Here is a 23,051-nt window from a genome sequence, read left to right on the forward strand (position 1 = left end):
TGTGCCTTGTTGCCCACTATCTTATATAGACAGCGGGCAACAAGGCATATAGATTGAAAGGAGCATTCATGAAAATAAAAAAAGCGATTATTCCCGCGGCCGGGTTAGGTACAAGATTCCTGCCCGTAACGAAAGCACAGCCGAAAGAAATGTTGCCGATCGTTGATAAACCGGCTATTCAATATATTGTTGAAGAAGCAGTTCAATCTGGAATCGAAAATATTATTATCGTGACTGGACGGAATAAACGCTCTATTGAAGACCATTTCGATAAGTCAATTGAACTAGAACAGGCGCTTATTGAAAAAGAAAAATTTGACCTTTTGAAAGAGTTAAAAGAAGTTTCCAACATAGCAAATATTCACTATATTAGACAAAAAGAACCTTTAGGATTGGGTCACGCCATTTTATGCGCTCAACAATTTATTGGGAAGGAACCTTTTGCCGTTCTTTTAGGCGATGATATTATGGTGTCTAAAAAACCTGCCTTACAGCAGTTAATAGACGTTTACGACGAATATCATGCCAATGTGATAGGGGTCCAAACGGTTGAACCGTCTGAAGTGAGTAAATATGGAATTATTGCTCCTGGGGAACAAATTGGAGATGTATGTGAGGTTCATAATTTAATCGAAAAGCCTTCCTTGTTAGAGGCTCCATCACGCATTGCGATTATGGGAAGATATATTTTACAGCCTTCGATCTTTCCCCTTTTACAAAAAGGACGAAAAGGAGCCGGGAATGAAATTCAATTAACAGATGCCTTACGGGAATTGTGTAGTGACGAAATCATCTATGCCCTGCAAGTAGCAGGAAGCCGCTATGATATTGGAGATAAGCTCGGTTACTTAAAAGCAAACACGGAAATGGGGCTGCAAAGAAGTGATATGAGAGAACAGCTGTTAACGTATTTAGAACATGTAGTCAAAAGAGAAAGCGCAAAAAAAGTATTACCGTAATGTGGGATAAACAAACGTCCCTATCGAAACCATTGATTCAAGAGACTGATCGTTTGTTAGGAAAAGGACCATTCAGCTAAAATAGCTGTTTGGTCCTTTTGATTATGCAAGTATTCTTTTCTTTTTCAATTACATAAATCCACATCCTGGAAAAGTGATGCTCGGATTACGTCGTGCTTATTCTTTCCTTTGTTACCTCTTTACAATTGCCTGAAAAAGTGTACGAATATATTACAACCGTTGTAGAGCTAATGCTGCTTTTTAATTGGTTTTTCATTTTATTGACGAATGAAAGCCCTGCTTAAGCGGATCAAAATAGCGCCTGATAAGCCTGTATGCCAAAGTAGACCCCGAATCCAATCATCGATAAGGAAGAAAGAATGGAAATGATTTTTAATAGCCTCATGGATAAAAACCTTCGTGCGACACTGGATACTGTTGCCATCATTACATCCCAGGAGAGATTCCCAATAATAATAGCGATACTATAAATAAAGATTTGACTTCCTGTAAATAATTCGGTTGTTTCTGCCAAAATGGAACCATATATGCCTAACCAAAAAAGGAGCGTTAATGGATTCAACAGCGACATGAAAAACCCAGACAATAACGATCTTCTTAGAGGGATCGTCTTTCCCTTTCTTACATTCACTTCAATTTTGTTGGCCGTTAGCAAACTTTCCACTCCGGTGTACGTAAGAACGAAACATCCAAACGACCAGAGAAGTGTTTTCATAAAAGGAGATTCAATAAATTGGACAACCCCAACATAAACCATGATCATATACAGGACCTCGGCTGCTAAAGCACCAAGACCAAAAATCCAAGCATGAAAAAATCCATTTTTAATTCCCGTATCTAATTGCGCAGCATTAACGGGACCTATTGGTGCAGCTAAAGATACGCCTAAAAAAATATAGGTGAATATTGAATTCATGAAACAGTCCTCCGTTAAAATGATGTCTTTGCATCTTATTCAGAGGGAATAGCTTGTACGACTACTGAATGGAAAAATTCTATAATTGACGTCACATATACCTGATAAAAAAAGCGATCTTCTTATGGAAGAATCGCATCCGTTTTATAAAACTGAATCGGGTCAACGTCTTACATATACAATCCTGCCAAAAAAATACCGAGCGCTTCTTGATAAATTTCATCAAATTGTGTGATTGGGAGCGGATTCGTTCCACTGCCAAGCTCAATCGTAAAGCCAGGCCTCCGCCAATCCTGGATAAACCAATCTTTATATCCGGCATAGCTTTCTATCGTTTGAACAGGCTCATAGCCGCTGGCCCGGCCAAATTCTTTGGCGAGGATTTCCGACTCCGGCGGCTCCAAGTTCTCAAACCCCCAGTAAATAACTTTTCCTTGCGTATGAAAAGCGAGCACTCTGGAAAAATCCCGTCTTCGTGTCAGTTCTGCCATCTGGATCGCTTCTGGTTCGGATAATGGCCGTTCCCCTCCATAATCCCTCGGTCCCGGCTCTTTCGGATTATCCGCTCTTTCTTCTTCCCACTTCGCTGGAAACTGATCATTTAAATCTACACCGCGAATATTAGCTTTCCATCCCGAAAAGTCCTCGCTGCCTTTATTTAATTCGATCACTTTACTTTTCCATGGCTCATCCGCAGGCGGTCCATTTAACACAAGGTTTACACCATCCGGATTCACCATCGGCACAATAGATAAAAAATTTTCTTTATATAAACGATAGGTTGACAGCCCCCGGATCGGCTGTAGATTGATCAGTGATAAAACATAATCATTTAAAAACGTCATGATGACCGGTGTTGTGATCCATTCATTGGCATGAAATGAACCATTATAATGAACCCGTTTCATCCCATTTCCAATCGTCACTTCAGGTATTTCCTTCCCAAGCACAGAACGGCCGATCGAAGGCACACGTAAAAACGGATATACGGTTCGTAATTGCCTCAGATCCGTCATCATTTGACTATAATCGTACGGTTGTTTTCCCTGTACAATCCGCCACGTAACCCGAAGCGGTACATGAATCGTTTGCCCGATCTGCAATTGAGTAGGAATGAGTCCAGGATTTGCCAGCATAATAGCATCAATCGGGATCTTATAGTGCTCTGAAATACGCCACAGGGAATCTCCACTCTTTATTCGATAATTTTGCAGAACAAAACCTGGAATCCGAATCCTTTGTCCGACTGATAGTCGATCCGATTGAAGTTCCCTGTTCGAATCCTTAATAAGCTGAAGACGAATAGTAAATAACTGGCTGTAAGACCATAATGAATCGCCCGCTCTCACAACAATATCCATACGTTTCCTCCTTATCGCCGCTCTTCCTAAAGTGTATGTACGCTTTTTCTCTTTTATCAATAAAAACAAGGCTGTCCTAGTCAGTTATTCACTGACTAGGACAGCCTCATTTCCAATCGTCTCTTTATTCTTCTCCTGCTTCTCCTGCTTCTTCAAACGCAGCAGATACTTGATCAAATTCCTCATCACTCTCAATAATAGATAATTGCTCATCCTCTTCCACTCTTAAAAAGAAGACATCGATATCTTCTTCCGATTCTTCTTGAATTTCTTCCACAAATCCGACAGCCGCGTATTCTATCCCCTCTAAATTCATCGTTCCAAGCACTTCGATTTCCTGCTCTTGATCGTTCTCATCAATTAACGTAAAAATATCGCCTATTTCAACTTTTTCCATATTGCTTTCCCCTCCTATATCCTTTTTAAATTAGATTCTTTAAACATTATACCCGCTGCCTTATTTTTTAAAAGAAAAACAAACTTTTTATGGGGGGTCGTTACCTTTTTCGGACAATAAAGGTGTCACCAAGAAGAGCCCAATTTTGAGGAAAAGGATACCCAAGTACCCAATAACTGAGACCTCTAAGCTTGTACGTTTTCACTAAATCAAATTTAGCTTTGGCACTGCGAGCATCTTCAAACCAGACTTCATGGGAGCGTCCCTGATCATCTGTATAAGTGTAATGTGGAGACTGAGTAACCTCATCATATTTTATTTCAGCCTTATATTTGACAGCACGTCTAATCGCTTCCTGCATGTCAAATGTCTCTGCTTCCTGCCCTTCTTTATGCGGAACAAGCCAGTCGCGTGCATAAATTTGAAACCCTAATAAAATTTTATCTCTTGGGATAGCGGTCACAGCGTAGTCAAGGACACGTTTTATTTGATCAATCGGGGAAATCGCTTGCGGCGGTCCCTTCCTATACCCCCATTCATAGGTCATGAGCACAGTAAAATCAAGTATCCGCCCGTGTGCAGGATAATCGTGTGCTTCAACTAATAATCCCTTTTGATTGGCACTCGTTTTTGGTGCAAGAGAGGAGGAGACAAAGTAGCCTTCAGGATGCAAACGGTCCACTGCCCGCTCGAGAAAACGATTATAGAATTCACGGTCTGCAGGTGCCACATTCTCGAAATCAATATTCAGTCCTTTATATCCTTTATCCTTCATCACTTTTATACTATTGGTCAATACTTTTTCCACTAAATCGGGGCTCGAAAGAATAGTGTGTGCAAGGTCGGTTCCTGCTTCTGTACTCGAAAAATTGGTAATGGCCATGATAGGAACGACACCCGTTGACTGAGCTGCCTGTATCGTCGGACCATCATCAATGCCTTCTAAGCTGCCATCTTCCTTCATTCGATATCCAAATGGAGTTATATAAGTCAGATCATAAGCCACTTCACGTACTTGCTGCGCACCGGTTTGCCCGAATGTGTACGTGAACGCATTCACATCAATGATAGGCTTTGGTACAGTCGGAATCCTCAACCTTTGTCCTATATAAAGGCGAGAAGAAGTTGTTAGTTGATTCGCCTGTACAATCGCTTCAGGCGTCGTTCCATATTTAGCTGCGATCTTGTAATAGGTGTCTCCTGCTCTTACGGTATGATAGATCACCGGTATCACAATGGTTTGACCAGGGTAAAGGCTAGTTGGATTTGTCATCTTATTCGTTTGCATGATTTCCTGCACCGTTGTTCCATAATAAGCCGCAATGTTTGCAAGCGTATCCCCTATCTGCACGGTATAGCGAAGATACGGTTCTGGAATGAGTAGTGCCTGGCCAATGACTAGCGTTTCAGGATTTTCCAGACTGTTCACACTGACAATCTCGGTGGTGCTGATCCCATATTGGCGGGATATGCCCCATAACGAATCCCCTCTCTTCACTACATGAATTTTCACATTTAGACCCCCGCTTTCCTTCCTGTTTTCCATTCAGTTTATTAATAAAAAAACCTTTATATGATTAAATCTGTTGAAGTCTGCACATACAAAAAACACGACAAGAGCGATCTCTTGTCGTGTATATACTTGGAAGCTTACTTGCGAGCCTCCCGTTCCTGCTTTTCCCAAAGCTTTAGAGATGGATACGGATCAAATGCCCATTCATTCCGGCCGTTATCTTTATACATGCCATAGTGAAGATGTGGAGGAAATTGACCAGACGTCCCTTTTTTTCCGTATCCAGAGCTGCCAACGTATCCAATCACATCTCCCGGTTTAACGATATCTCCTTTTTTAATCTCTTTACTGAAATAAGCTAAATGAGCGAAATAATGGTACGTATTGTGAATATCGCGAATACCAATTCGCCAGCCTCCATATTTATTCCACCCTTTTATTTCAACGATTCCGTATGATGTCGCCCGCACAGGGACGCCGTAATCCGCAAATAAATCGGTCCCTTCATGTATCCGGCGGCCTCCCCATCCTCTACTTGCTCCCCATGTGCCCCGGTAACTAAAGTTATGTTCAACAGGAACAGGAAAAGCATGCTCATCCAAATGTATTTTTTGGAAATGTTGATAAATTTTCGCAATGGTCATAATTTGATTGACCGTTTGTTTACGCCCATAATAATCCATTAACGCTTTTTTAACATTTTTTTCTGTATGTCCATATTCACTTAAGTAGGCAGCCATCGTATACATCACATCGTCATCGTTGTCCGGATCCGCAATGCCATCTTGATTACCATCCCGTCCTTTTCCGTTAAAGAAAGTGATGGATCGGGGGACCGTATCTTCTTTATTTGGATTAAGCATCCCTGCCCATACCTCATCTGAAAATTGAATAGCGATAACGCCTTCTTTTTCAGGAATGTCCGTGCGCACTTGTTGAATATTACGTTCAAACTGATCCACTGCGGCCAAGTAATACCACGGTAACATAATGCTCTCATACTTTATATAATATCCCATCCGTGCATTCAGTTGCTCCTCTCTCGTTGGCTGCTCTTCAGCTAAAACAACAGAGGTAAAAAGAAAGATGAATGCGATCAAAGAAGGCAACAATAAAAACGATCGATGCACACGTAAAACCTCCTTTTTTTTTAAATATCTCCCCCTAGACTTCCCTAATTCGGTTTGTTTCATAAATCCTTTTATTGGCGACAAAAAACCCCTTCAAATAGATTATTTTTAGGGGTTATCTAATATTTTACACACATTGAACACAATGTGTTTCGTTATTATTCACCATTTTTCTCCTTCAAGCGGCTGAGCCCATTCTCCTAAATAATCGCGTGCAACGGGATTATTTAGGACGTCGTTCTCTTCACCTTCCACTACTTCACAAAGACTTTTTGGGATACTACGCCGATTTCGGCGCTCAAATGCTGGCCAGATAACAATATATCTCTCCCTCCCGTCATCCATCACATGAAACGTTTCGTTTAAGTTTTGTTCATACCACTTATTATAAACCGGATTTGTGCGGACAATTTTCACTAGTTTTAATGTCATTCTTTTTCAGCCACCTTTTCAAAAATTTCTCTCTATCGTTATGCCCGTAAAAAAATCGTTCTATACAAATATCTGTTTACTCGTTGATTATTTGATTATTTTGGTTTTTTTATTTGAATTATACATATACTGTTATTTGTTTTAATTATTTTATCATCAACATAACAAAAAGCCTTTTTCTTTGAAGAAAGAAAGGCTGTGATTTTGGCTGTATTTGTATTTTTTAGCTAAGAGAGAAACAGTCTTTTATTTTATTTTGATATACACCGGATACACATATGGCTCGTCTGGTTCCGATATTATTTTCCATGAAGTGACTTTCAATATCGGCATCTTAAAACCGTCGTACTGTGTAACTTTAATTATTCCTTCTATTTCTAGCCATGTATCCTGTTCTACTGTATAAGCTTCGTCAAACTCCGTTAAAAATCCAATACTGCTTGCATCTGCAATACAATGCGTAATTAAAAATCGCGTCAGGGCAAGCTGATTGGATTGGAAACCTTCCTCTTTATAAACAAAGCCCTTCATCTTCACAGTTCGGCCGATATATTTTTCAAGTTCTGCGTTGATCTGCCCGTAATACGGTTCAAACACCTCATCTTCCATATTGATGACATGGTCATTGTCTAAACGCTTCATGTTTTCGTCATATTCTCCTTGCTTTATTTCTTTTCGATCGACAACTACTCCTTCATGAACATAAAGAGATGGATCAAGTTCTGTTTCTCCTTGCATTTGAAATCCGGCTGTTTTCGACGTCAAAACGGTCCCTTTTTTAGCTGCAACCTCCGCACCTAGTGTTTGCGGTGGTAATAAAAAACCGGTTATTAATGGGAAGGTCAAAATGGAATACGTGATAACTTTTTTAACTGGCGATCTGGAATGACCGTGATCATGACTGCATCCATGATGACAATGGTGTTCATGCTTATTCTTTCTGCTCCATATTCGAAAAAACTGAATGATAAAAAGCAAGAAAAATATATAAGCGGCCGTTTGGCTGAACAGATCATATTTGGGATTTACATATTTTTCAATATCTCCATTTAAATGAAGATTCATTATAAAACAGGCGAAAGCAGCTAATATAACAGCCCTGAAGGCTTGCTGTAAATGAAATGTCATAAGCGTTTTTTCCTCCTGTTACAACCAGGTTAAGAAGCTGACACATGTAAAAACAGTGATCGTAATCAATACAATTAAACTGATGACAAATTTCATGTTAAAGACACTTACCAGCATGAACGTATTTTTCAGGTCAATCATTGGACCATAAATTAAAAAAGCAAGAATGGAAGACGTTGGGAACATATGACGGAAGGAGGCGCCGATAAACGCATCTGCTTCCGAACAAAGGGACAAGACGTAAGCAAGTCCCATCATGACGAGTGTCGATGAAACCCACCCTTCCCCTGCCTGCAAAAGGGATTGAGCAGATAAGTACGTTTGAACAAATGCAGCAAAAAACGAGCCTAAAATTAAGTATTTTCCCATGTCAAAAAATTCATCAATGGAATGTTTGAGCATCTCCCAAATCCGCACGAAAAAAGAAGCTTTTTGTTTCGGTTCACGTATCGTCTCTTGATACGGCTGCACTTTCAGCTGATTCTTTTTAAAAAACAGGCTCACGACTAAAGCGATGATCATCGCCGCTGCAAAACCGACCACCATTCGCAATCCAGCCATCTTTATATCATTTCCGAACGCCATGTACGTGGAAAAGATCACAATTGGATTAACAAGCGGCCCTGTTAATAAAAACCCGACACCGGCATAAATGGGAACGCCCTTCGCGACGAGCCGGCGGACAACCAGCACAATTCCGCATTCACAGGCTGGAAAACAGGCTCCGATTACGCAGCTCATCGTCACCGCTGCGAATCGATTTTTCGGAATCCACTTCTTTATCCGATCTTCGCTCACAAAAATTTGAATAAACCCGGCAATTAACACGCCAATCAAAACAAACGGCACCGCTTCAATTAAAATACTCCAAAAAATCGTATTTAGCTGCAAAAAAGAGGACGGAATATGAAATGTAATGCCTTCCACCTTCATCAACTCTTTAAAAACAACGAAATAAGTAATTGCTGCAATCACAATGAATCCTGTAACATCCAGTAAATGAGTCCGAACTGAACGATTCATCTGCCCCTCCACTCTCCGTTCATTTTTTACTCAATCCTTTCAGGTGTGTATTTTGGATATATGCACGTTCATGGTTATGATGTTTAAAACGTAATTATTACGATTAAATCCTCACAAGTATCGTTAAAAAAAGAATGTCTCTCCTCATTGATTTCTCAGCTACGGAAGCTTACCTTTCGCGACGAATGGCTCGTTTTAGTGAGCTTTTTTTAAATAAAAAATAGAGCTGCCCTCAGTCAATTATTTATTGACTTTTGGGACAACCCTTTATGGCGTTATTCACAAACAATGATTTGTCTTGAAAATAAGCTTTTTTTAGCCACACAGCGGTCTGTAATGTCAAATCCAGCTTCTTCGATCATCTCATCGATAGTTTCGATCGTGATTACGACCACTTTTTGAGCAAAACGGCGCGCATGCTGGAGAATGGAGAACTGTTCTTCTCGTGTTACATGCGTATAAAGATTGTATGGTAAATCAATAATAGCTACATCATAGTTGCTCGAAACATCGGCGATCGGGCCCAACGTTACGTCACCTTCGAGCCCAAAATGAGCAATGTTCTCCCTTGATCCGCTCGTGACAAGAGGATTGATATCACGGCCGACAATGTCAATGCCCATAGAGAGTGCTTCCACCAATACCGTCCCGATTCCACAGCATGGATCAATTGCCCGGACGCCATGAGGGTTCGGAACGGCAATATTCACGACGGCTCTAGCTACCCTTGTGCTAAGTGCCGTGGAATATTCACGTGGTTTTTTCAAGTGATGAAACCAAACAGATTCGCTTTTCTGATATTTTCCGAAATACCACTGGCCGCCCATTGTCACAATGCCAAACGAATGATCCGGATGATGAATATCGGCTTCTCCATGAATATGCATGCCTATTTCCCGCTCAATCACACGCCGCTCCTCATATTCTATTTTTTCCGATTGATCCAGATCATTAATTTTAACGAAGAGGACTTTGAATGTCTCTTCAAATAATTGAATCTGCTTAACTTGCTCTAAAATATCCGGCAGGCCGTCCCCTTCAAACATGACGTCAATCCGCTCCTTTATAAACGGACTCCGGCTCGGATCGATTTTGGTTGTGCTTTTGATAAGCTTCGACTCGGATTCGATTCCAAAAAGCGAGCGCATTTCCATGTGGCATAACGAACGTTCTTCCTTACTGAATGCGTATGTGTAAATAAACGATTGTATCTTTCTATTTTTGTTCAAATTTCCCCATCCTTATATATGCTTTACTTTTATTCAACTATTCAAGGGCTCCAGCTACCTCATAATGACGAAGGTCGATTTCTGTTCGTTTGCCAAGAGCAAGCTTAGCCAGTTCCGAACCGAGGTAAGGACCTACCGTTAATCCGGAAGCACCGAGTCCATTCGCAATGAACAATCCCTTATAACCAGGCATTGCACCGATCACAGGAAGAAAACCAGGTGTGAATGGCCTAAATCCTACTCTCGTTTCAAGCATCGTGCTATTGGCGAGACCTGGCGCCACCGATAACGATTTACCAAAAATTTCATGTAGTCCACCTGCTGTCACCCGGTTATCAAATCCGGTTCCATTTTCATGTGTGGCACCCACAACAACTCGGCCGCCTTCAAATGTAAGAATGTACTGATCATTTGGCGGCATGACAACTGGCCAACTACTCGTATCCGTATCCGGTAGATGGAGATGAACGATTTGCGCTTTTTGATGCGTTACTAAAAAACGAACACCGAGCGGCTGCAACAGCTCGTTTGCCCAGGCACCTGCCGTGACAATCACATGATCAGATCGTAACGTCCTCTCTCCTGCCTTAATACCTATGACGATGTTGTCTTCATAGATTAATGAGGCATCTGCTTGAAGAATAGATGCACCTTGTTTTCTGGCGCCATTCACAAGAGACTGACGGAGCGCCCTCCCGTTTACGCGCGCCGCGCCGCTTATATGAACAGAGCCATATTGCTCGGCTAAAGGTGGAAACAAACGATTCGTTGCAGCCGGTGTTAAACGAGTAATTTCACCGATTTCCGGAGCTTCGTGACGCCGCTTATATGCCCGTTCTTCCATTTGATCCAGTTTTCCATCTTCTGTATGAAGACTAATCGCGCCTACTCGGCTATACCCTGTATCTCTTTCACCATCAGCTTCTAATTGCTTAATTAAAGAAGCATAGTATTTGGCTCCGTTTTTTGCTAATGTGTACCACGCTTGATTACGGCGCTGCGAAAGCCAGGGGCAGACAATCCCCGCCGCTGCATCCGTCGCCCGTCCCGGATCCTTTCGATCGACTAATGTCACATTCGCTCCTGCTTTTGCAAGATGATAAGCGGTAGAAGCGCCTAGAATGCCCGATCCAACGACAATATACGTTTTCATAAAATAAAACACCTTTTCCGTTTTGATTCTTCTATTATACCTTTTTTAGCTTAACGAATAAGAAAAAAGCCGAACAATGAGAAGACATATGCTATGATGGAAATAAAAAGGAGGCTTCTATTTTGATTACATATGAAGGAATCCATCATATCGGCGTCAACGTCACCGATCTTGAAAAAGCGAAACAATTTTACCGTGATATTTTATGCTTACAAGAGCTCAAACGCCCTCCCTTTGACTTTGAAGGCGCTTGGTTCGCGGCTGGTGAGCAGCAAATCCATCTCCTTGTTATCCCTAAGTCGCAAACAATTCGCGCTGACAAATCATTATCAAGCCGTGAAGGCCATTTCGCCCTCCGCATTCATGATTACGGTGAAACACTTCATTGGTTACAAAGCCATAACATTTCTGTGCTTGAGAAACCGAACAGCAAAAGCGGCTTCGCGCAAATTTTCTGCGCAGATCCAGATGGAAATTTGATCGAATTGCACGTTGAACGGACCCACTAAAAGCGAAAAACCGGATGATCCGGTTTTTCCTTCCCTACCTTGTTTTTAATTTCCTCTTTTCATTTAATTTTCCCAGTAGACTATACAAGCCTATTAAACAGGCTAAAAATAAAAACGATATATACCATGGCATATCGGTAATCGATTGACCAAATGCCGTATACACCATCGATGGAATGATAATACCTAAAACAGAATAATACATATACTCTTTGTACGATTTCGTCATGTCTATTAAATAAAGAGATAATAAATGAAAATGAATAAAGGGCATCATACGCAAAATCATCACTTGCCCAACCGTCACCTTTTGATCTTTGAACACTTTTCTTTTTAGTGTAAGCAACTTTTCTCGTACAGATGGAAAAAGATTGACTACTTTATAAAAAGCCGCGCTCATGAGCGATAAGCCGATAATGGAATAAAGTGTGCCGTTCACAAATCCAAATAAGTACCCGCCAGCTACACAAACGACGACGACCGGTACAAAAAGAATGGGACGCAGCAAATGTAATAAAATAAAAAGTATGGGCGCGATCCAGCCTGCTTGCTCGATGACACGCGCGATCCATAATTCTACACTGTTCATGTTGATCCCCCCTTTCTTTTTCATCTTTCTTTTCATTATACCGGTTTTAACAGAAGATGCTCCTCTACAAAATGAAACATTCATAAAAATGTTCTTGTTAACAAATGAAAATACTTGCATTCAGCCGGATCAACTGTCATCCTTAAAAGATCAAATACTTTGGAAAAAGAACGCGAAGGTGACGAACATGATTGAGATTAAAACTTCCACGCTCAGCGATGGGGAATTCAATAGAGGAGTATTTGCGAAACGTGATATCGCAAAAGGTGAGTTGCTGCACGAAGCACCCGTTATTCCGTATCCGAATGAGCAGCACGTTCATATCGAAAAAACACTTCTTGATGACTATGCGTTTGAATACGGCCAAAACCATACCGCTTTCGTATTAGGCTATGGCATGCTGTTTAACCATTCCTATACGCCGAATGCCACGTATGATATTAACTTTAATAACCATACATTTGACTTCTATGCTTACACAGATATAAAAGCAGGAGAAGAGATCTTGATCAACTACAATGGTGAAGTCGATAACCAAGATCCACTATGGTTTAATGAAGAGACGGATAACAAAGACGAATCCGATAAGTGATCGTAGCCCTTACTCTCGCTTAACGAAGAAAGCCCTAAAACCGGGACGTATAAATAATCGCCCGGTTTTAGGGCTTTTTCTCATTCATGACTATACTTTTATGGTGATACACATAAAAAAAAGCTTTTCGGCTGATTGTTAAAAAGAGTACACAATCGATTATTTATTTCAAAAGAAACGTACAGCCTGATGTTTCTAGTTCGCAATTCGATAGTTCAATAAATCAGTTGCTTCATTTTCCGTGATCCCGTTAATTAATCCCATTTCACTAATTAAGTATTTTCTTGCATTACGCAGCATGACCTTTTCACTTGAATTCAGTGCCTTTTCTTTATCCATACGTGTTAAATCGCGTACGATTTCCGCACATTCTTTCGTTTTACCTGTTTTCATTTTCTCCATGTTCACCTTATATCTCTCCTTATACGAGAGTGATTCTCCAGATTCTCCATGATGAACAAAGCGTAAAATGCTTTCCATTGTCCGTATATCAACAGCCCTTCGGATCGATGACTGTTGCATTTTCTCCAAAGGAATCATCACTTGCAATTGATTAATGGTAAATGTCATCACAAAGTATTGCTTCTTCTCCCCAAGGATTTCCTTTTCTTCTATGGCTTCAATGACACCTGCTCCATGCATCGGATAAAAAATTTCATCGCCTACTTGAAACAATGAATCCACCTCCAGATTTGCTATCTCTATTAAGGTTATCACATATTATTTTTTTGTCAAATTTAATATAATATCACATATTATTTATTCACGTCAATGATTTTATATCATTATTTTTTATTTTTTAAATGACGTTCATATTAAGCAAAACGGAGAATAAATAGAACGAAAAAGCCAACCGCATATGCAGTTGGCTCTATCTGACAGACTTGTCTTTTACAATTCTTCCAGAGTAGCTGTTTTTGGATCGATGGAAACATAGTAATCATCCACATTTGTTTCAATCAAAAATTCGTAATGTCCCTTTCTATCTGTTTTCATATATGAAATGTTCTGCACGTACTCACGATATTTTTCATAACTATATATATCTTCATACGCACTAATTAAATATTTTTCTGCTTCTGCCACCGTTAAATTAAATGGATCGTCATATGCGGTTGTGTATTTAGGAAGCTCACTCATTTTCCATTGGCCGTTCCGCTTCACAATTGTCCATGTTTCTGAGGCTGCTTCATCCATGCCTGCCGGGTAACGGACTTTTACTGTTATACGTTCATTGCTCCGCTCGATAATTTCATATGGCAAACCCCAATCATATACTTCACTATAAACGATCCAATCACAATATGTGCATGTCACTTTGTAATACTCTTCCATCATCGAAAGCATCTTGCCTTCCGCAAAAGGCGTCAACTCTTGTTTAAACGTTGAAAAAGCAGGCCGGCTGCCATTTGGTTCGTTTACATATAAATAATGATAAATAATCGAAGACGCTTTATTTTGCACTTCCCGAATTAAACTCAAAATCTCTTGATTATTGTACGCACTCACTGGCTTCGCTTTATGTGCGCGGTCTAAAAACATCATCAATTCAGCACGCGTCAACTTTTTATCTGGCGAAAATGTTGTTGTTGTCGTTCCAGCTGTTACCTTATGACGGACTAATGCCTCAATATAAGGTGCCGCCCAGTTAGACGTTTTCACATCTTTAAACGGCAGTGTAAACGATGTTTTTTGCTCATAACCAAACGCATCAACAATTAACTTCGCCATTTGTGCCCGCGTTAAAATATCATTCGGCCGCATCGTCCGGTCCGTAAATCCTTGCAAAATTTTCCGTTCTGCTAGTGCTGCCACTTCATCATAATTTTTATTTAGCACCGTTACATCACGAAATCCAGCGTGATTCGTCTTTCGTTCCAGTCCAAGAATGCGCGAGAGCATTACCGCTGCTTCCATTCGCGTCACATACTTTCCTGGACGAACCATCTCGTCTTCATCCGGTTCAAACACTCGTTTTGAGTCCAAACTCCAGACAGCCTCATACGCTCGGTGCTTTGGCGAAACATCATCAAAGACAGCCGCGGCTGCATCTGCTTTCGCCGGCAAAAGTGTTGGACTGATCAACATAAGTGCCATTACTACTAGATACCATTTTCTCATGTGAAAATCTCCTTTCTATTCCATATTCGCACATCTATTCTATCAAGTAAATTGAAAGTTTTGGAGATAAAATAGAAAACTATTAGTATTTTCGAAACGTGCACAACGCTAAATTATTCTTTTCAAACAAAAATAAGGCTGCCCCGATCAGTTATTCACTGACTTTTGGGACAACCTTCATCGCTTCTTATTTTCCTACTACGTAAAGCGGGTCGACTTGATAGCCTTTTGCCTTATAGTAATCTAAAATACCATCATAAATTGCTTTCGCCATGACCGTCTGCCAGTAGTCTGATTTTAACATGTCATTCTCACTTTTATTGGAGATAAAAGCAAGTTCTGCGAGAGCGGCCGGCACGCTATTATTATCTAAAACACCCAAACTGCGGCCTAGTTGTCTCGTACTCTTTATGTTACGGTCTTTCAGTTTCCATGCTTCGATCATACGATTCTGGATTTTTGTTGCAAGCAGTTTGCTATCTGCACCATGCGGATTAGCAGCTGAAGAGTAAATGGTTTCCGTCCCGTTTGCACTTGACGACGAGGCGGCGTTTGCATGAATGCTGACGAATATATTCCCGCCATTATTTCTTGCAAAAGAAGAACGCTGATTAATCGTAATGAAACGGTCATCTGAACGTGTCATTTTCACGTTGAATGGCGTTTGCTTTAACAGTTTATTCACTTTTAAACTTGTCGAAAGCACCACATCTTTTTCTCTCAGTCCAAATCCGACAGCACCTGGATCACTGCCCCCATGACCCGGATCCAAAATAATCGTCTGACTAGAAAGGCGGGAATCCGCTCCTGTCACCGGCGGTTGAGCGGCACTAGCTGTTTCTGTGTCACGTAAATAAACTGTGCTCACAAAGCCGATTGTGCTGTCTGATTTCACATAAGTCCAGCCTGCAATATTGTGCGCACCGATCACTTTTACATCTTTTGCTAACTTTCCTTTAGATGGATACGATGTAGATGGACCTGAACGAACATTTAAGTCACCTGTATTCGTCCATAATGTTTTCGTAAAACTTGAAAACTCTTTCGTACGGAATTCCGGGTTCATCGCACGGGCAAGAAAAACAGCGAAATCTGCCCGTTTAATGATCTGATCCACACCAAATGAGCCATCTGCCACTCCACTTGCAATACCACGTGATGTCAATGCATTCGCAGCACCAGATAGTTTCCCACCAAAGTTATAACCGAATGCTTTTGATAACATGACAGCCATTTCTCCGCGTGTCACTTCATTGTACGGTAAAAACCGTCCACCTTCATAGCCGGAAATAATGCCTTTTTCAACAGCCGACTGGATATAACCTGAAGCAAAACTACCAGAACCGACGTCTTTAAAGCTTGTAACACGCTTTGTGCCATCTAGCTGAAGCGCTCGGCCGATGAATGCAGCAGCCTCCATACGCGTTACTTTTTTTTCAGAACCAAATATCGTCGCCGACGATCCGTTGGCAATTCCACCTATCGACAAATAGTTCACTTCTTTTGACGCTCGATCTGGAACATCGACAAAATTCGCCGCATACGCAGCTCTATTCACTCCAAAAAGAGTAATTAACATACAAAATGCTAACCCAACAATGATTAAACTTTTTTTCACCTTTCTGCCTCCACTCGAAATATTTACCACTAATTCCTAGAATATATTAACATATATAACGTAAATTTAACACCTTCGTTTATAATCTTCACAAAGGATTCACTTTTACTGCTTCTCTTTTTCTTATGAATAGAATAAAGCGATCTGCACGATGCAGACCGCTTTATTCCAGCTATTCTAATAATGAGTGTTATTTATTTATTGATTTTTGCTTCGTTATAGAAATTTTCCCATTCGCCGTTGTTAATTTAATGAAGTGATCCCCATCCCCTATTATTTCATTCGGTTTGTACCCGTCTAAAAGATCGATTTTTCCGTTATCAACACTCACATCAAATGTCGTATTTGTCGGCTCTTTTTCCGTTTGAATCTTAATATTACCGTTATCAGATTCAAATTCAATAGGGCGATCTAAATGATTCGTCATAAGAGAGATCATCCCATTTTTTACTTTTCCTAAAATCTTACCGTTCACATCGTCCAATATGATTTTTCCGTTATCTGCTTTAACTGAAACAGCTGAGGAAGATACATTTTTCAGATCAATGCGTCCATTACTTGTCGTTGCTTTCACTTGTTTCACATCAAGATTTTCTGCTTGAATACGCCCATTGTCTGTTTCAGTAGTGATAGTAGAGCCCGTAATATCTCGCAGTTCTACACGCCCATTGCTTACTTTTACTTTCACTTCTTTCACACGTAAATTCGCCGCTTCAACACGTCCATTATCACTGGAAATTCTGAGTGAATCATACACTTTTTCAGGTACATATACTTTCAATGATAATGACGTTGATATAAAATCAAAGTTATAAAGTTTTGTCTGTCGCTCTTTTAACTGGACCGAAAGTGTCGTTCCTTCTACGTCAGCCAAGAACGTATATGCCGAGCTTTTCTTCGCTGTTCCTGACACCTCTACTGTTGTTTCTTGTTTATTTGTGGGGATGATTTCAATAGCAGCGTTGTCTGTCGTCACGCTCAAACGTGTAATGTTTTGATTAGTTATCCCTTTTTCTTCCAATACAGAAACAGAGTGATTCATCTTTTTAAATGTAATGAAACTTCCCGCGGCGCCCATGAGTAAAAGAATGAGTGCGATGAGTGATATTTTTTTTATATTAAACATGTTTTAATCCACCTTTAACCATTTTCGTGTTGAATTTTAAATAGCGGACAAATCCACGTATGAGTGCCTTCGTAATAAAAAACATGCCTACGGCAATAAACAAGCCCAGTCCACAAAGCATCATCGAGAAGAACAAATCAAATAGAATAAATGTATCTGGATTTAAAATGACATTCATAAATACAAGCAAAGGAGAAGCAATAAACGCAATACTTGACGCCCACCCGGCAAAAACCAATGCTGCAATTGCGATAAATGGTCCCAGCACGATGACTACGTTAAAAAACCCTAATCCAATCACCGCCCACATCGCACGAATAATATTTCCCGTCGTTTCCGTTTTTTCTGCTTTTTCAAGAAGATAAGAGGCAAGTAGTTCTTTTGCAATGTGATTGGGTGAACCGAGAGTAGCTGAAATGTGTTCTTCGCTTTTTCCTTCTGCTATTCCATTAGCAAAATGTTCTTCAAAGTCCTGTAAAATATCTTGCCGTTCATCTGAAGAAAGTTTTTGTAAAGATTCGTCTAAACTATTCAAGAATTGTTTTTTATTCATCACTGACACCTTCTTTTATTAATTGATTAACACCGTTTGAAAATTCCTTCCATTCCCGGGTAAGCTCGCGAAGATACATTCTCCCTTTGTCCGTTAACTTGTAATACTTACGTGATGGACCTTCTGATGATTCCTGTAAATAGGTTGTAAAATATTCTTCTTTCGTTAAACGTCTTAGCAATGGGTAGACAGAGCCTTCTGATATGGCAATTTGTTCAGATATTTTTTGAACAAGTTCATACCCGTACCGATCTTGCTTATCTAGTAATACGAGAACGCATAGTTCTAACACACCTTTTTTAAATTGTACATTCAAAGTTACATCCCTCATTCCTTCTCAGTACTATATATTATACAGTACTAACTTATAAAAAATACCGGTTGAAAATAATATACTACTCGGTACTATTTATTGCAAGGTACTATTCGATAAAAAAACACGTTTTCATTTCAAAACTTGATCCGAAAACGCATTTTTTATTTTTGTCCACAAAGTATTGATTTAATAAATGTTGTATTTTATGTATATTGATTCGTGTCTGCTTAAATCTTTCTTCATTGCCGGTTCAACCGGTTTTCTTTCAAGTAATAGGAATTTGTATATGAAAAGTTGTTCCTTCCCCAAGGACACTTTGAACAGCAATGTTTCCTCCATGCTCTTGTACCGTTGTAAAGACTTGCGTCAGTCCCAAACCGGTTCCTTCACTTTTACTCGTGAAAAATGGTGTACCAAGTATATGGATTTTTTCTTCTGGTATCCCTATTCCCGTATCACTTATAATGATATGGTTGCAGCCATCTTTATAATAATGTTCAATTTTAATGTTCCCTTCGCCTTCAATCGCATCCAGTGCATTTGTCATTAAGTTGTAAAATGCTTTAATGAATAAGTTTTTCTTTCCTTTTATTGTTTTCTCGGAATCTTTTAAATCTATCTCTACTTCTACGCTATACAATCTGTCCTGGAATAAAAATAGGATTGACTGTATTTCTTTGCATATATTGATTTGGACAAATGGTTCATCCTGTAGATCGGGTTTGGATACTTGTAATAAATTTTTTAAGGTATCCAATGCTTTATCTAACTCCGCATTCATTGTCGTTAAATACGGATGTGAATGGTCTTCTTGATATAGCTGTAAAAACCCTTTGACCGCTGTCAATGGATTTTTCACTTCATGCGCAATACCTGCTGCGATTTGACCGATAGATGCTAATTGTTCTTGATCAGTTAATCGCTTTTCTGCTGCTTTACGGGAAGATATATCTTGAATAATGAGTTGAGCTAAAACTTTTCCTTCCATATTAAAAGGAACTACCATTAATTCTACATCAATAAGCGCCCCATCACGCCTAATCATCTTTTTCTCCCCTCGTCCCGCTATTTCTTGTTTCTCAATCACGTTTTTTAATTGTTGCTTACACAAAACATGGAACTCCGGGGAAACAAACGCAAATAAATTTTTCTGTATCACTTCATTAGATGAAAAAAAATCGAGTAATTCAACAAAGGCTTTATTACAATAAATAATTTTTCCTTCTTGTTCAACAATTAAAATCGAATTAAATGAATAATCAATTAATTGGCGAAAATCTATATTCGTTCCTCCGACTTCCGATAGCAAGTACATCACCTTCTTTAGTATAAATATAGCAAAAAGTTACCTAAAAAAGAACCAATTATTACTATTTATACTGTAATTTTTTTCTACGTGTACGTAAGAATTCAAATCACCTGAAATTGATTCACTAGCATATGTAGGAAGAAAAGGAGCAAAGACAAACCCGCTTCTATCTGGAATTGTAAAAAGCAGGTTTGTCGAAGGTATAAAAACATTCACAAAAATTGTTCGTTCAACTCTTCTGCCCGCCCCATAAATCTTACCCCTTCACTTATTTGAACAGTATCACAAATGAGGTGCACAACATTGTTTTTTTCAGTCCATGCGATTAAATCTTTTTCTAATATCTTTTTCCCACAAGTAGAACATGTTAAACCTGCTGCATAATTCATCATATGATCTTCCCCCTTTTATGAAAGCGCTTTATATTATTATAACGCACCTATTATGAAAATATTGTAAAATAAATAAAATTATTACGTCGAATATAGAAAACTTTTGGGGTTTCATCCGTTCGATCAAGAGAGCATTTCAAGTGATCATTTTTCATATTCATTTAATTGATCGTGTGGTATCATTGTGTTGATAATAAATAATTCAGATAAAGGCAAACTAATCGAAAGGTTAGGACGCAAAGTTACAGGTCTAAGGTCAAATGACTATGATGGCTGGGCCGCCTCATAAATTGGAGGTATGGGTGTTGAAGCGGGGCGATGTTGGAATAGAGAGATTAGACAGATTTTGGATTTTTTTACCTTCAAAAGTGACAGTTGGGTATATGCAGAAGCTATATCTATCAGATGAACAGTTGTTGATCGCACACAAAGACGCGCTAACACTAAAGTTAGACAAAGATTTTATTCACCTGCTTGAAATAGAAATAAAAAGAAGAGACTTAATGCTAACAGTTGACTCCACCATACATATGGAAAACTTGGCAGAGATGAGCCGTTAATCATCCATTTTTTGATCGCTCAACAAAAACAATCACATCATTAAACCAGTTTAATGATGTGATTGTTTTTTATACCGGACACCTATTTTTTAATGATATAAATCCTTATTTTCTATAGGCATAAGAACTTGTACTAATGTGCCTGACCCCTCTTTACTGAAAATTCGAATCTTTCCTTTATGCTGCTCGATAATTTTTTTGCTTACCATTAAACCGAGACCTGTCCCGCGTTCCTTTTCTGAATAAAATGGTTCAAAAAGGTAAACTTGTTTGTCTTTTGGTATCCCTATTCCTTGATCCTTTATATCAATAGCTATCCATCCATCTTCTCTTCTTGTTGTGACTCGAACTTCTCCGCCAGAAGGCATCGCTTCAATGGCATTTTTCACAAGATTCATGATCACTTGTTTAATCTGTTTCGGTTCACAATGAACGATTGGCTGCCCTTGATCCAATTCCATTTTAATTTCCACTTGATTCAACAACGCTTCTGGTGTCATAAATGCAATCATCTCTTTTAACAAATCATTTATATATTGCTTTTTCATGATCGCTTCCTGCTCCGGCTTTGCCAGCATGAGAAATTCATTCATAATAAATTCGATTCGTTCAAGTTCAGACAAGATCACATCGCTGTAAGCATTATTCGTTTCTTCATTAAGAAGCTGTATAAATCCTTTTACGGCTGTTAGTGGATTTCTAATTTCATGGGCAATGCCGGCTGCCAGCTGCCCGATGATTCCTAATTCATCCCGTTTTTTTAACATGTTATCTCTTTTTTTTATATCTGTCATATCCTGTGATATACACATGTGATGGATGACCGTCCCTGTTTCATCCAAAATCGGTGTTATTTTTGACCAGATCCAGCGTGTTTCTTCTTCTGTGTCTCCTTTGACTTCATACTCTAATTCTTTCGGACTGTTATCCGTCGCCCTATGAAATTCAATCAATTTATCTCGATCCTCATGATGAAGATTCTCGAGCCACTGCATTGGATCTTTAAGTAGCTCTTCGTCGCTGACTCCCCAAAAACTATCATAAGAAGGGCTCTTGTAAAGAAGCTTCCTATTACTAATATCATATAGACAAATAACTTCTTTAATATTTTCCGTAATGTAGCTCATCACTTTTTCCCTTGTTATCAGCAATTCTTTTTGTTTTTCGATTATCTTTTGTGTCTCCAAATACTCCGTCCGATCATGTGTGACGGACGATAATGCTTTAATTTTACCTGTATCATCTTTCACCGCAGATAGGGAGAGTGTGACTGGCAAGAGTCTACCATCTTTTTTCAATCGGAATGTCGGATAATGGACAACATTCCCTCCATTTGTCACCCGTTCTTTTAATTCATTAAATTCATCTATAAGATGCTCCGGAACAATTGGAAGGAATTGATCACTTATCTCTTTTAATGTCCATCCATACAGTTTCTCGAACGCTTGATTCGCAGCCATCACCCGACCGTCTAAACTTATAATCACAGCAGAACTGTCTGACATCGTAAACAAAGGATGATTTACGTTAATAATAGAATCGTTTTTAAGATGTTTTTCTTTTTCCCTGTTTTTATTATATACAATTGTTTGAATCCATCCTCTTTCAGACAGTTCTGCCGAAGCAAAGTATAGTTTACAGTATGAACCATCTTTACGAAGAAAGCGGATTATGAAGGGGGTAAAGCTATGAGGGGGTTGTAAATAAAAGAGGTTTTCTATCGTCTTTTCTTTGTCATTTGGATGAATAAATTCAAGTAAATTCTGGTCTATTATATCTACAACAATATGCTGTGAAACAGTCTCCATAACAGGGTTTATATATTTTATTCGTCCGCTTTTATCAATTAAAAGTCTTATCTCATCTTTTTCATTAGAAAACCATTGTATGGAATCGTCGTCTGTTAATTTACTGTTATAAACCAATTTTCTCCCTCTCCTTTTAGTCAAAACTCTCATAGTTGTAAATTTATTCATCAATAGATATATTCATTAAATCACGAATAAATAGTTTTGACTATTCTTTATTACTGTAATTAAAGTAAAATTTTATTTAGAGGTACAAAAAAAGAGCCGCCCCAAAACCAGTTATTCACTAATTTTTT

24 protein-coding genes and 1 riboswitch are annotated in these 23,051 nt (G+C 39.2%); of the genes, 4 read left to right on the top strand and 20 right to left on the bottom strand.

All coding sequences use genetic code 11. From position 1 onward, the window contains the following. Positions 1–68 precede the first annotated feature (68 nt). Entirely contained in the window at positions 69–959 is an 891-nt protein-coding gene (gene galU / locus A3M5_RS0109400; RefSeq protein ID WP_018393511.1) for a UTP--glucose-1-phosphate uridylyltransferase GalU, read from the top strand. Positions 960–1,269: 310 nt separating this feature from the next. On the opposite strand, the gene A3M5_RS0109405 is transcribed toward galU, so the two are convergent. The 10 genes from A3M5_RS0109405 to A3M5_RS0109450 all read right to left on the bottom strand — a co-directional run bounded on the left by A3M5_RS0109405 (position 1,270) and on the right by A3M5_RS0109450 (position 11,262). Next, positions 1,270–1,896: a LysE family transporter gene (locus A3M5_RS0109405; protein ID WP_018393512.1), complete on the bottom strand. Its 627-nt coding sequence runs from the start codon at positions 1,894–1,896 to the stop codon at positions 1,270–1,272. A 170-nt stretch (positions 1,897–2,066) separates the two neighbouring features. Next, positions 2,067–3,257, bottom strand: a complete 1,191-nt coding sequence (locus A3M5_RS0109410) for a M14 family metallopeptidase (protein ID WP_018393513.1) — start codon at positions 3,255–3,257, stop codon at positions 2,067–2,069. A gap of 124 nt (positions 3,258–3,381) precedes the next feature. Then, entirely contained in the window at positions 3,382–3,654 is a 273-nt protein-coding gene (locus A3M5_RS0109415) for a DUF1292 domain-containing protein (RefSeq protein ID WP_018393514.1), read from the bottom strand. 100 nt (positions 3,655–3,754) lie between these two features. Further along, entirely contained in the window at positions 3,755–5,167 is a 1,413-nt protein-coding gene (locus A3M5_RS0109420; protein WP_018393515.1) for a LysM peptidoglycan-binding domain-containing protein, read from the bottom strand. 137 nt (positions 5,168–5,304) lie between these two features. After that, positions 5,305–6,297, bottom strand: coding sequence for a M23 family metallopeptidase (locus tag A3M5_RS0109425; protein WP_018393516.1), 993 nt, complete (start codon positions 6,295–6,297; stop codon positions 5,305–5,307). A 162-nt stretch (positions 6,298–6,459) separates the two neighbouring features. Beyond that, on the bottom strand, positions 6,460–6,729 hold the full coding sequence (locus tag A3M5_RS0109430; protein WP_018393517.1) for a hypothetical protein: 270 nt from the start codon (positions 6,727–6,729) through the stop codon (positions 6,460–6,462). Positions 6,730–6,975: 246 nt separating this feature from the next. Beyond that, positions 6,976–7,857: a TIGR03943 family putative permease subunit gene (locus A3M5_RS0109435; RefSeq protein WP_018393518.1), complete on the bottom strand. Its 882-nt coding sequence runs from the start codon at positions 7,855–7,857 to the stop codon at positions 6,976–6,978. Positions 7,858–7,875: 18 nt separating this feature from the next. Then, positions 7,876–8,880 carry a permease gene (locus tag A3M5_RS0109440; RefSeq protein ID WP_018393519.1) on the bottom strand — a complete coding sequence of 335 codons (1,005 nt, stop codon included), beginning with the start codon at positions 8,878–8,880 and terminating at the stop codon, positions 7,876–7,878. A 275-nt stretch (positions 8,881–9,155) separates the two neighbouring features. Continuing rightward, positions 9,156–10,109 carry a TRM11 family SAM-dependent methyltransferase gene (locus A3M5_RS0109445; RefSeq protein ID WP_026221653.1) on the bottom strand — a complete coding sequence of 318 codons (954 nt, stop codon included), beginning with the start codon at positions 10,107–10,109 and terminating at the stop codon, positions 9,156–9,158. Between the two features lie 37 nt (positions 10,110–10,146). Next, positions 10,147–11,262, bottom strand: coding sequence for an NAD(P)/FAD-dependent oxidoreductase (locus A3M5_RS0109450; RefSeq protein ID WP_018393521.1), 1,116 nt, complete (start codon positions 11,260–11,262; stop codon positions 10,147–10,149). Between the two features lie 122 nt (positions 11,263–11,384). Here A3M5_RS0109450 and A3M5_RS0109455 point away from each other — a divergent pair, with 122 nt between their 5' ends. Beyond that, the gene (locus A3M5_RS0109455) at positions 11,385–11,771 is read left to right on the top strand and encodes a VOC family protein (RefSeq protein WP_018393522.1); all 387 of its coding nucleotides are present in this window, start codon (positions 11,385–11,387) and stop codon (positions 11,769–11,771) included. Between the two features lie 34 nt (positions 11,772–11,805). On the opposite strand, the gene A3M5_RS0109460 is transcribed toward A3M5_RS0109455, so the two are convergent. Continuing rightward, on the bottom strand, positions 11,806–12,360 hold the full coding sequence (locus A3M5_RS0109460; protein WP_018393523.1) for a TVP38/TMEM64 family protein: 555 nt from the start codon (positions 12,358–12,360) through the stop codon (positions 11,806–11,808). Positions 12,361–12,547: 187 nt separating this feature from the next. Here A3M5_RS0109460 and A3M5_RS0109465 point away from each other — a divergent pair, with 187 nt between their 5' ends. Then, positions 12,548–12,952 (top strand): SET domain-containing protein, encoded by a 405-nt coding sequence (locus A3M5_RS0109465; RefSeq protein WP_026221654.1) that lies wholly within the window; start codon positions 12,548–12,550, stop codon positions 12,950–12,952. A 195-nt stretch (positions 12,953–13,147) separates the two neighbouring features. Here the strand turns inward: A3M5_RS0109465 and A3M5_RS0109470 are convergent, their stop codons facing one another. From A3M5_RS0109470 to A3M5_RS0109505, 8 genes are all read right to left on the bottom strand, one after another. Further along, entirely contained in the window at positions 13,148–13,642 is a 495-nt protein-coding gene (locus A3M5_RS0109470; protein WP_026221655.1) for a CarD family transcriptional regulator, read from the bottom strand. 201 nt (positions 13,643–13,843) lie between these two features. Then, positions 13,844–15,073 carry an S-layer homology domain-containing protein gene (locus A3M5_RS0109475; protein ID WP_018393526.1) on the bottom strand — a complete coding sequence of 410 codons (1,230 nt, stop codon included), beginning with the start codon at positions 15,071–15,073 and terminating at the stop codon, positions 13,844–13,846. A 187-nt stretch (positions 15,074–15,260) separates the two neighbouring features. Next, the gene (locus A3M5_RS0109480) at positions 15,261–16,691 is read right to left on the bottom strand and encodes an N-acetylmuramoyl-L-alanine amidase (RefSeq protein WP_018393527.1); all 1,431 of its coding nucleotides are present in this window, start codon (positions 16,689–16,691) and stop codon (positions 15,261–15,263) included. Positions 16,692–16,881: 190 nt separating this feature from the next. Beyond that, on the bottom strand, positions 16,882–17,817 hold the full coding sequence (locus A3M5_RS0109485; RefSeq protein ID WP_018393528.1) for a DUF4097 family beta strand repeat-containing protein: 936 nt from the start codon (positions 17,815–17,817) through the stop codon (positions 16,882–16,884). Next, a complete protein-coding gene (locus tag A3M5_RS0109490) occupies positions 17,810–18,370 on the bottom strand; it encodes an HAAS signaling domain-containing protein (RefSeq protein WP_018393529.1) in 561 nt (186 codons plus the stop codon). Before A3M5_RS0109490 ends, A3M5_RS0109485 begins: the two co-directional genes overlap by 8 nt. Then, a complete protein-coding gene (locus A3M5_RS0109495) occupies positions 18,363–18,686 on the bottom strand; it encodes a PadR family transcriptional regulator (RefSeq protein ID WP_018393530.1) in 324 nt (107 codons plus the stop codon). Before A3M5_RS0109495 ends, A3M5_RS0109490 begins: the two co-directional genes overlap by 8 nt. Positions 18,687–18,951: 265 nt before the next feature. Next, positions 18,952–19,995, bottom strand: coding sequence for a two-component system sensor histidine kinase NtrB (locus tag A3M5_RS0109500; RefSeq protein WP_018393531.1), 1,044 nt, complete (start codon positions 19,993–19,995; stop codon positions 18,952–18,954). A gap of 212 nt (positions 19,996–20,207) precedes the next feature. Beyond that, positions 20,208–20,387, bottom strand: a complete 180-nt coding sequence (locus tag A3M5_RS0109505; protein ID WP_018393532.1) for a hypothetical protein — start codon at positions 20,385–20,387, stop codon at positions 20,208–20,210. Between the two features lie 201 nt (positions 20,388–20,588). Continuing rightward, positions 20,589–20,673: riboswitch (cyclic di-GMP riboswitch) on the top strand. A gap of 19 nt (positions 20,674–20,692) precedes the next feature. On the opposite strand from A3M5_RS0109505, the gene sda reads away from it, so the two are divergent. Next, positions 20,693–20,947: a sporulation histidine kinase inhibitor Sda gene (sda, locus tag A3M5_RS0109510; RefSeq protein ID WP_018393533.1), complete on the top strand. Its 255-nt coding sequence runs from the start codon at positions 20,693–20,695 to the stop codon at positions 20,945–20,947. Between the two features lie 89 nt (positions 20,948–21,036). On the opposite strand, the gene A3M5_RS0109515 is transcribed toward sda, so the two are convergent. Next, complete coding sequence (locus A3M5_RS0109515) at positions 21,037–22,872, bottom strand: PAS domain-containing sensor histidine kinase (RefSeq protein WP_018393534.1); 1,836 nt, start codon at positions 22,870–22,872, stop codon at positions 21,037–21,039. Positions 22,873–23,051: the final 179 nt, after the last annotated feature.

The organism is Bacillus sp. 37MA, from assembly GCF_000372765.1.
In the GTDB taxonomy this organism is placed as follows: domain Bacteria; phylum Bacillota; class Bacilli; order Bacillales; family Domibacillaceae; genus Domibacillus; species Domibacillus aminovorans.

Coding starts and splice junctions, on each gene's coding strand:
- galU (WP_018393511.1), top strand. CDS start 69: ATGAAAATAAAAAAAGCGATTATTCCCGCGGCCGGGTTAGGTACAAGA.
- A3M5_RS0109405 (WP_018393512.1), bottom strand. CDS start 1,896: ATGAATTCAATATTCACCTATATTTTTTTAGGCGTATCTTTAGCTGCA.
- A3M5_RS0109410 (WP_018393513.1), bottom strand. CDS start 3,257: ATGGATATTGTTGTGAGAGCGGGCGATTCATTATGGTCTTACAGCCAG.
- A3M5_RS0109415 (WP_018393514.1), bottom strand. CDS start 3,654: ATGGAAAAAGTTGAAATAGGCGATATTTTTACGTTAATTGATGAGAAC.
- A3M5_RS0109430 (WP_018393517.1), bottom strand. CDS start 6,729: ATGACATTAAAACTAGTGAAAATTGTCCGCACAAATCCGGTTTATAAT.
- A3M5_RS0109435 (WP_018393518.1), bottom strand. CDS start 7,857: ATGACATTTCATTTACAGCAAGCCTTCAGGGCTGTTATATTAGCTGCT.
- A3M5_RS0109440 (WP_018393519.1), bottom strand. CDS start 8,880: ATGAATCGTTCAGTTCGGACTCATTTACTGGATGTTACAGGATTCATT.
- A3M5_RS0109450 (WP_018393521.1), bottom strand. CDS start 11,262: ATGAAAACGTATATTGTCGTTGGATCGGGCATTCTAGGCGCTTCTACC.
- A3M5_RS0109460 (WP_018393523.1), bottom strand. CDS start 12,360: ATGAACAGTGTAGAATTATGGATCGCGCGTGTCATCGAGCAAGCAGGC.
- A3M5_RS0109465 (WP_026221654.1), top strand. CDS start 12,548: ATGATTGAGATTAAAACTTCCACGCTCAGCGATGGGGAATTCAATAGA.
- A3M5_RS0109475 (WP_018393526.1), bottom strand. CDS start 15,073: ATGAGAAAATGGTATCTAGTAGTAATGGCACTTATGTTGATCAGTCCA.
- A3M5_RS0109485 (WP_018393528.1), bottom strand. CDS start 17,817: ATGTTTAATATAAAAAAAATATCACTCATCGCACTCATTCTTTTACTC.
- A3M5_RS0109490 (WP_018393529.1), bottom strand. CDS start 18,370: ATGAATAAAAAACAATTCTTGAATAGTTTAGACGAATCTTTACAAAAA.
- A3M5_RS0109505 (WP_018393532.1), bottom strand. CDS start 20,387: ATGATGAATTATGCAGCAGGTTTAACATGTTCTACTTGTGGGAAAAAG.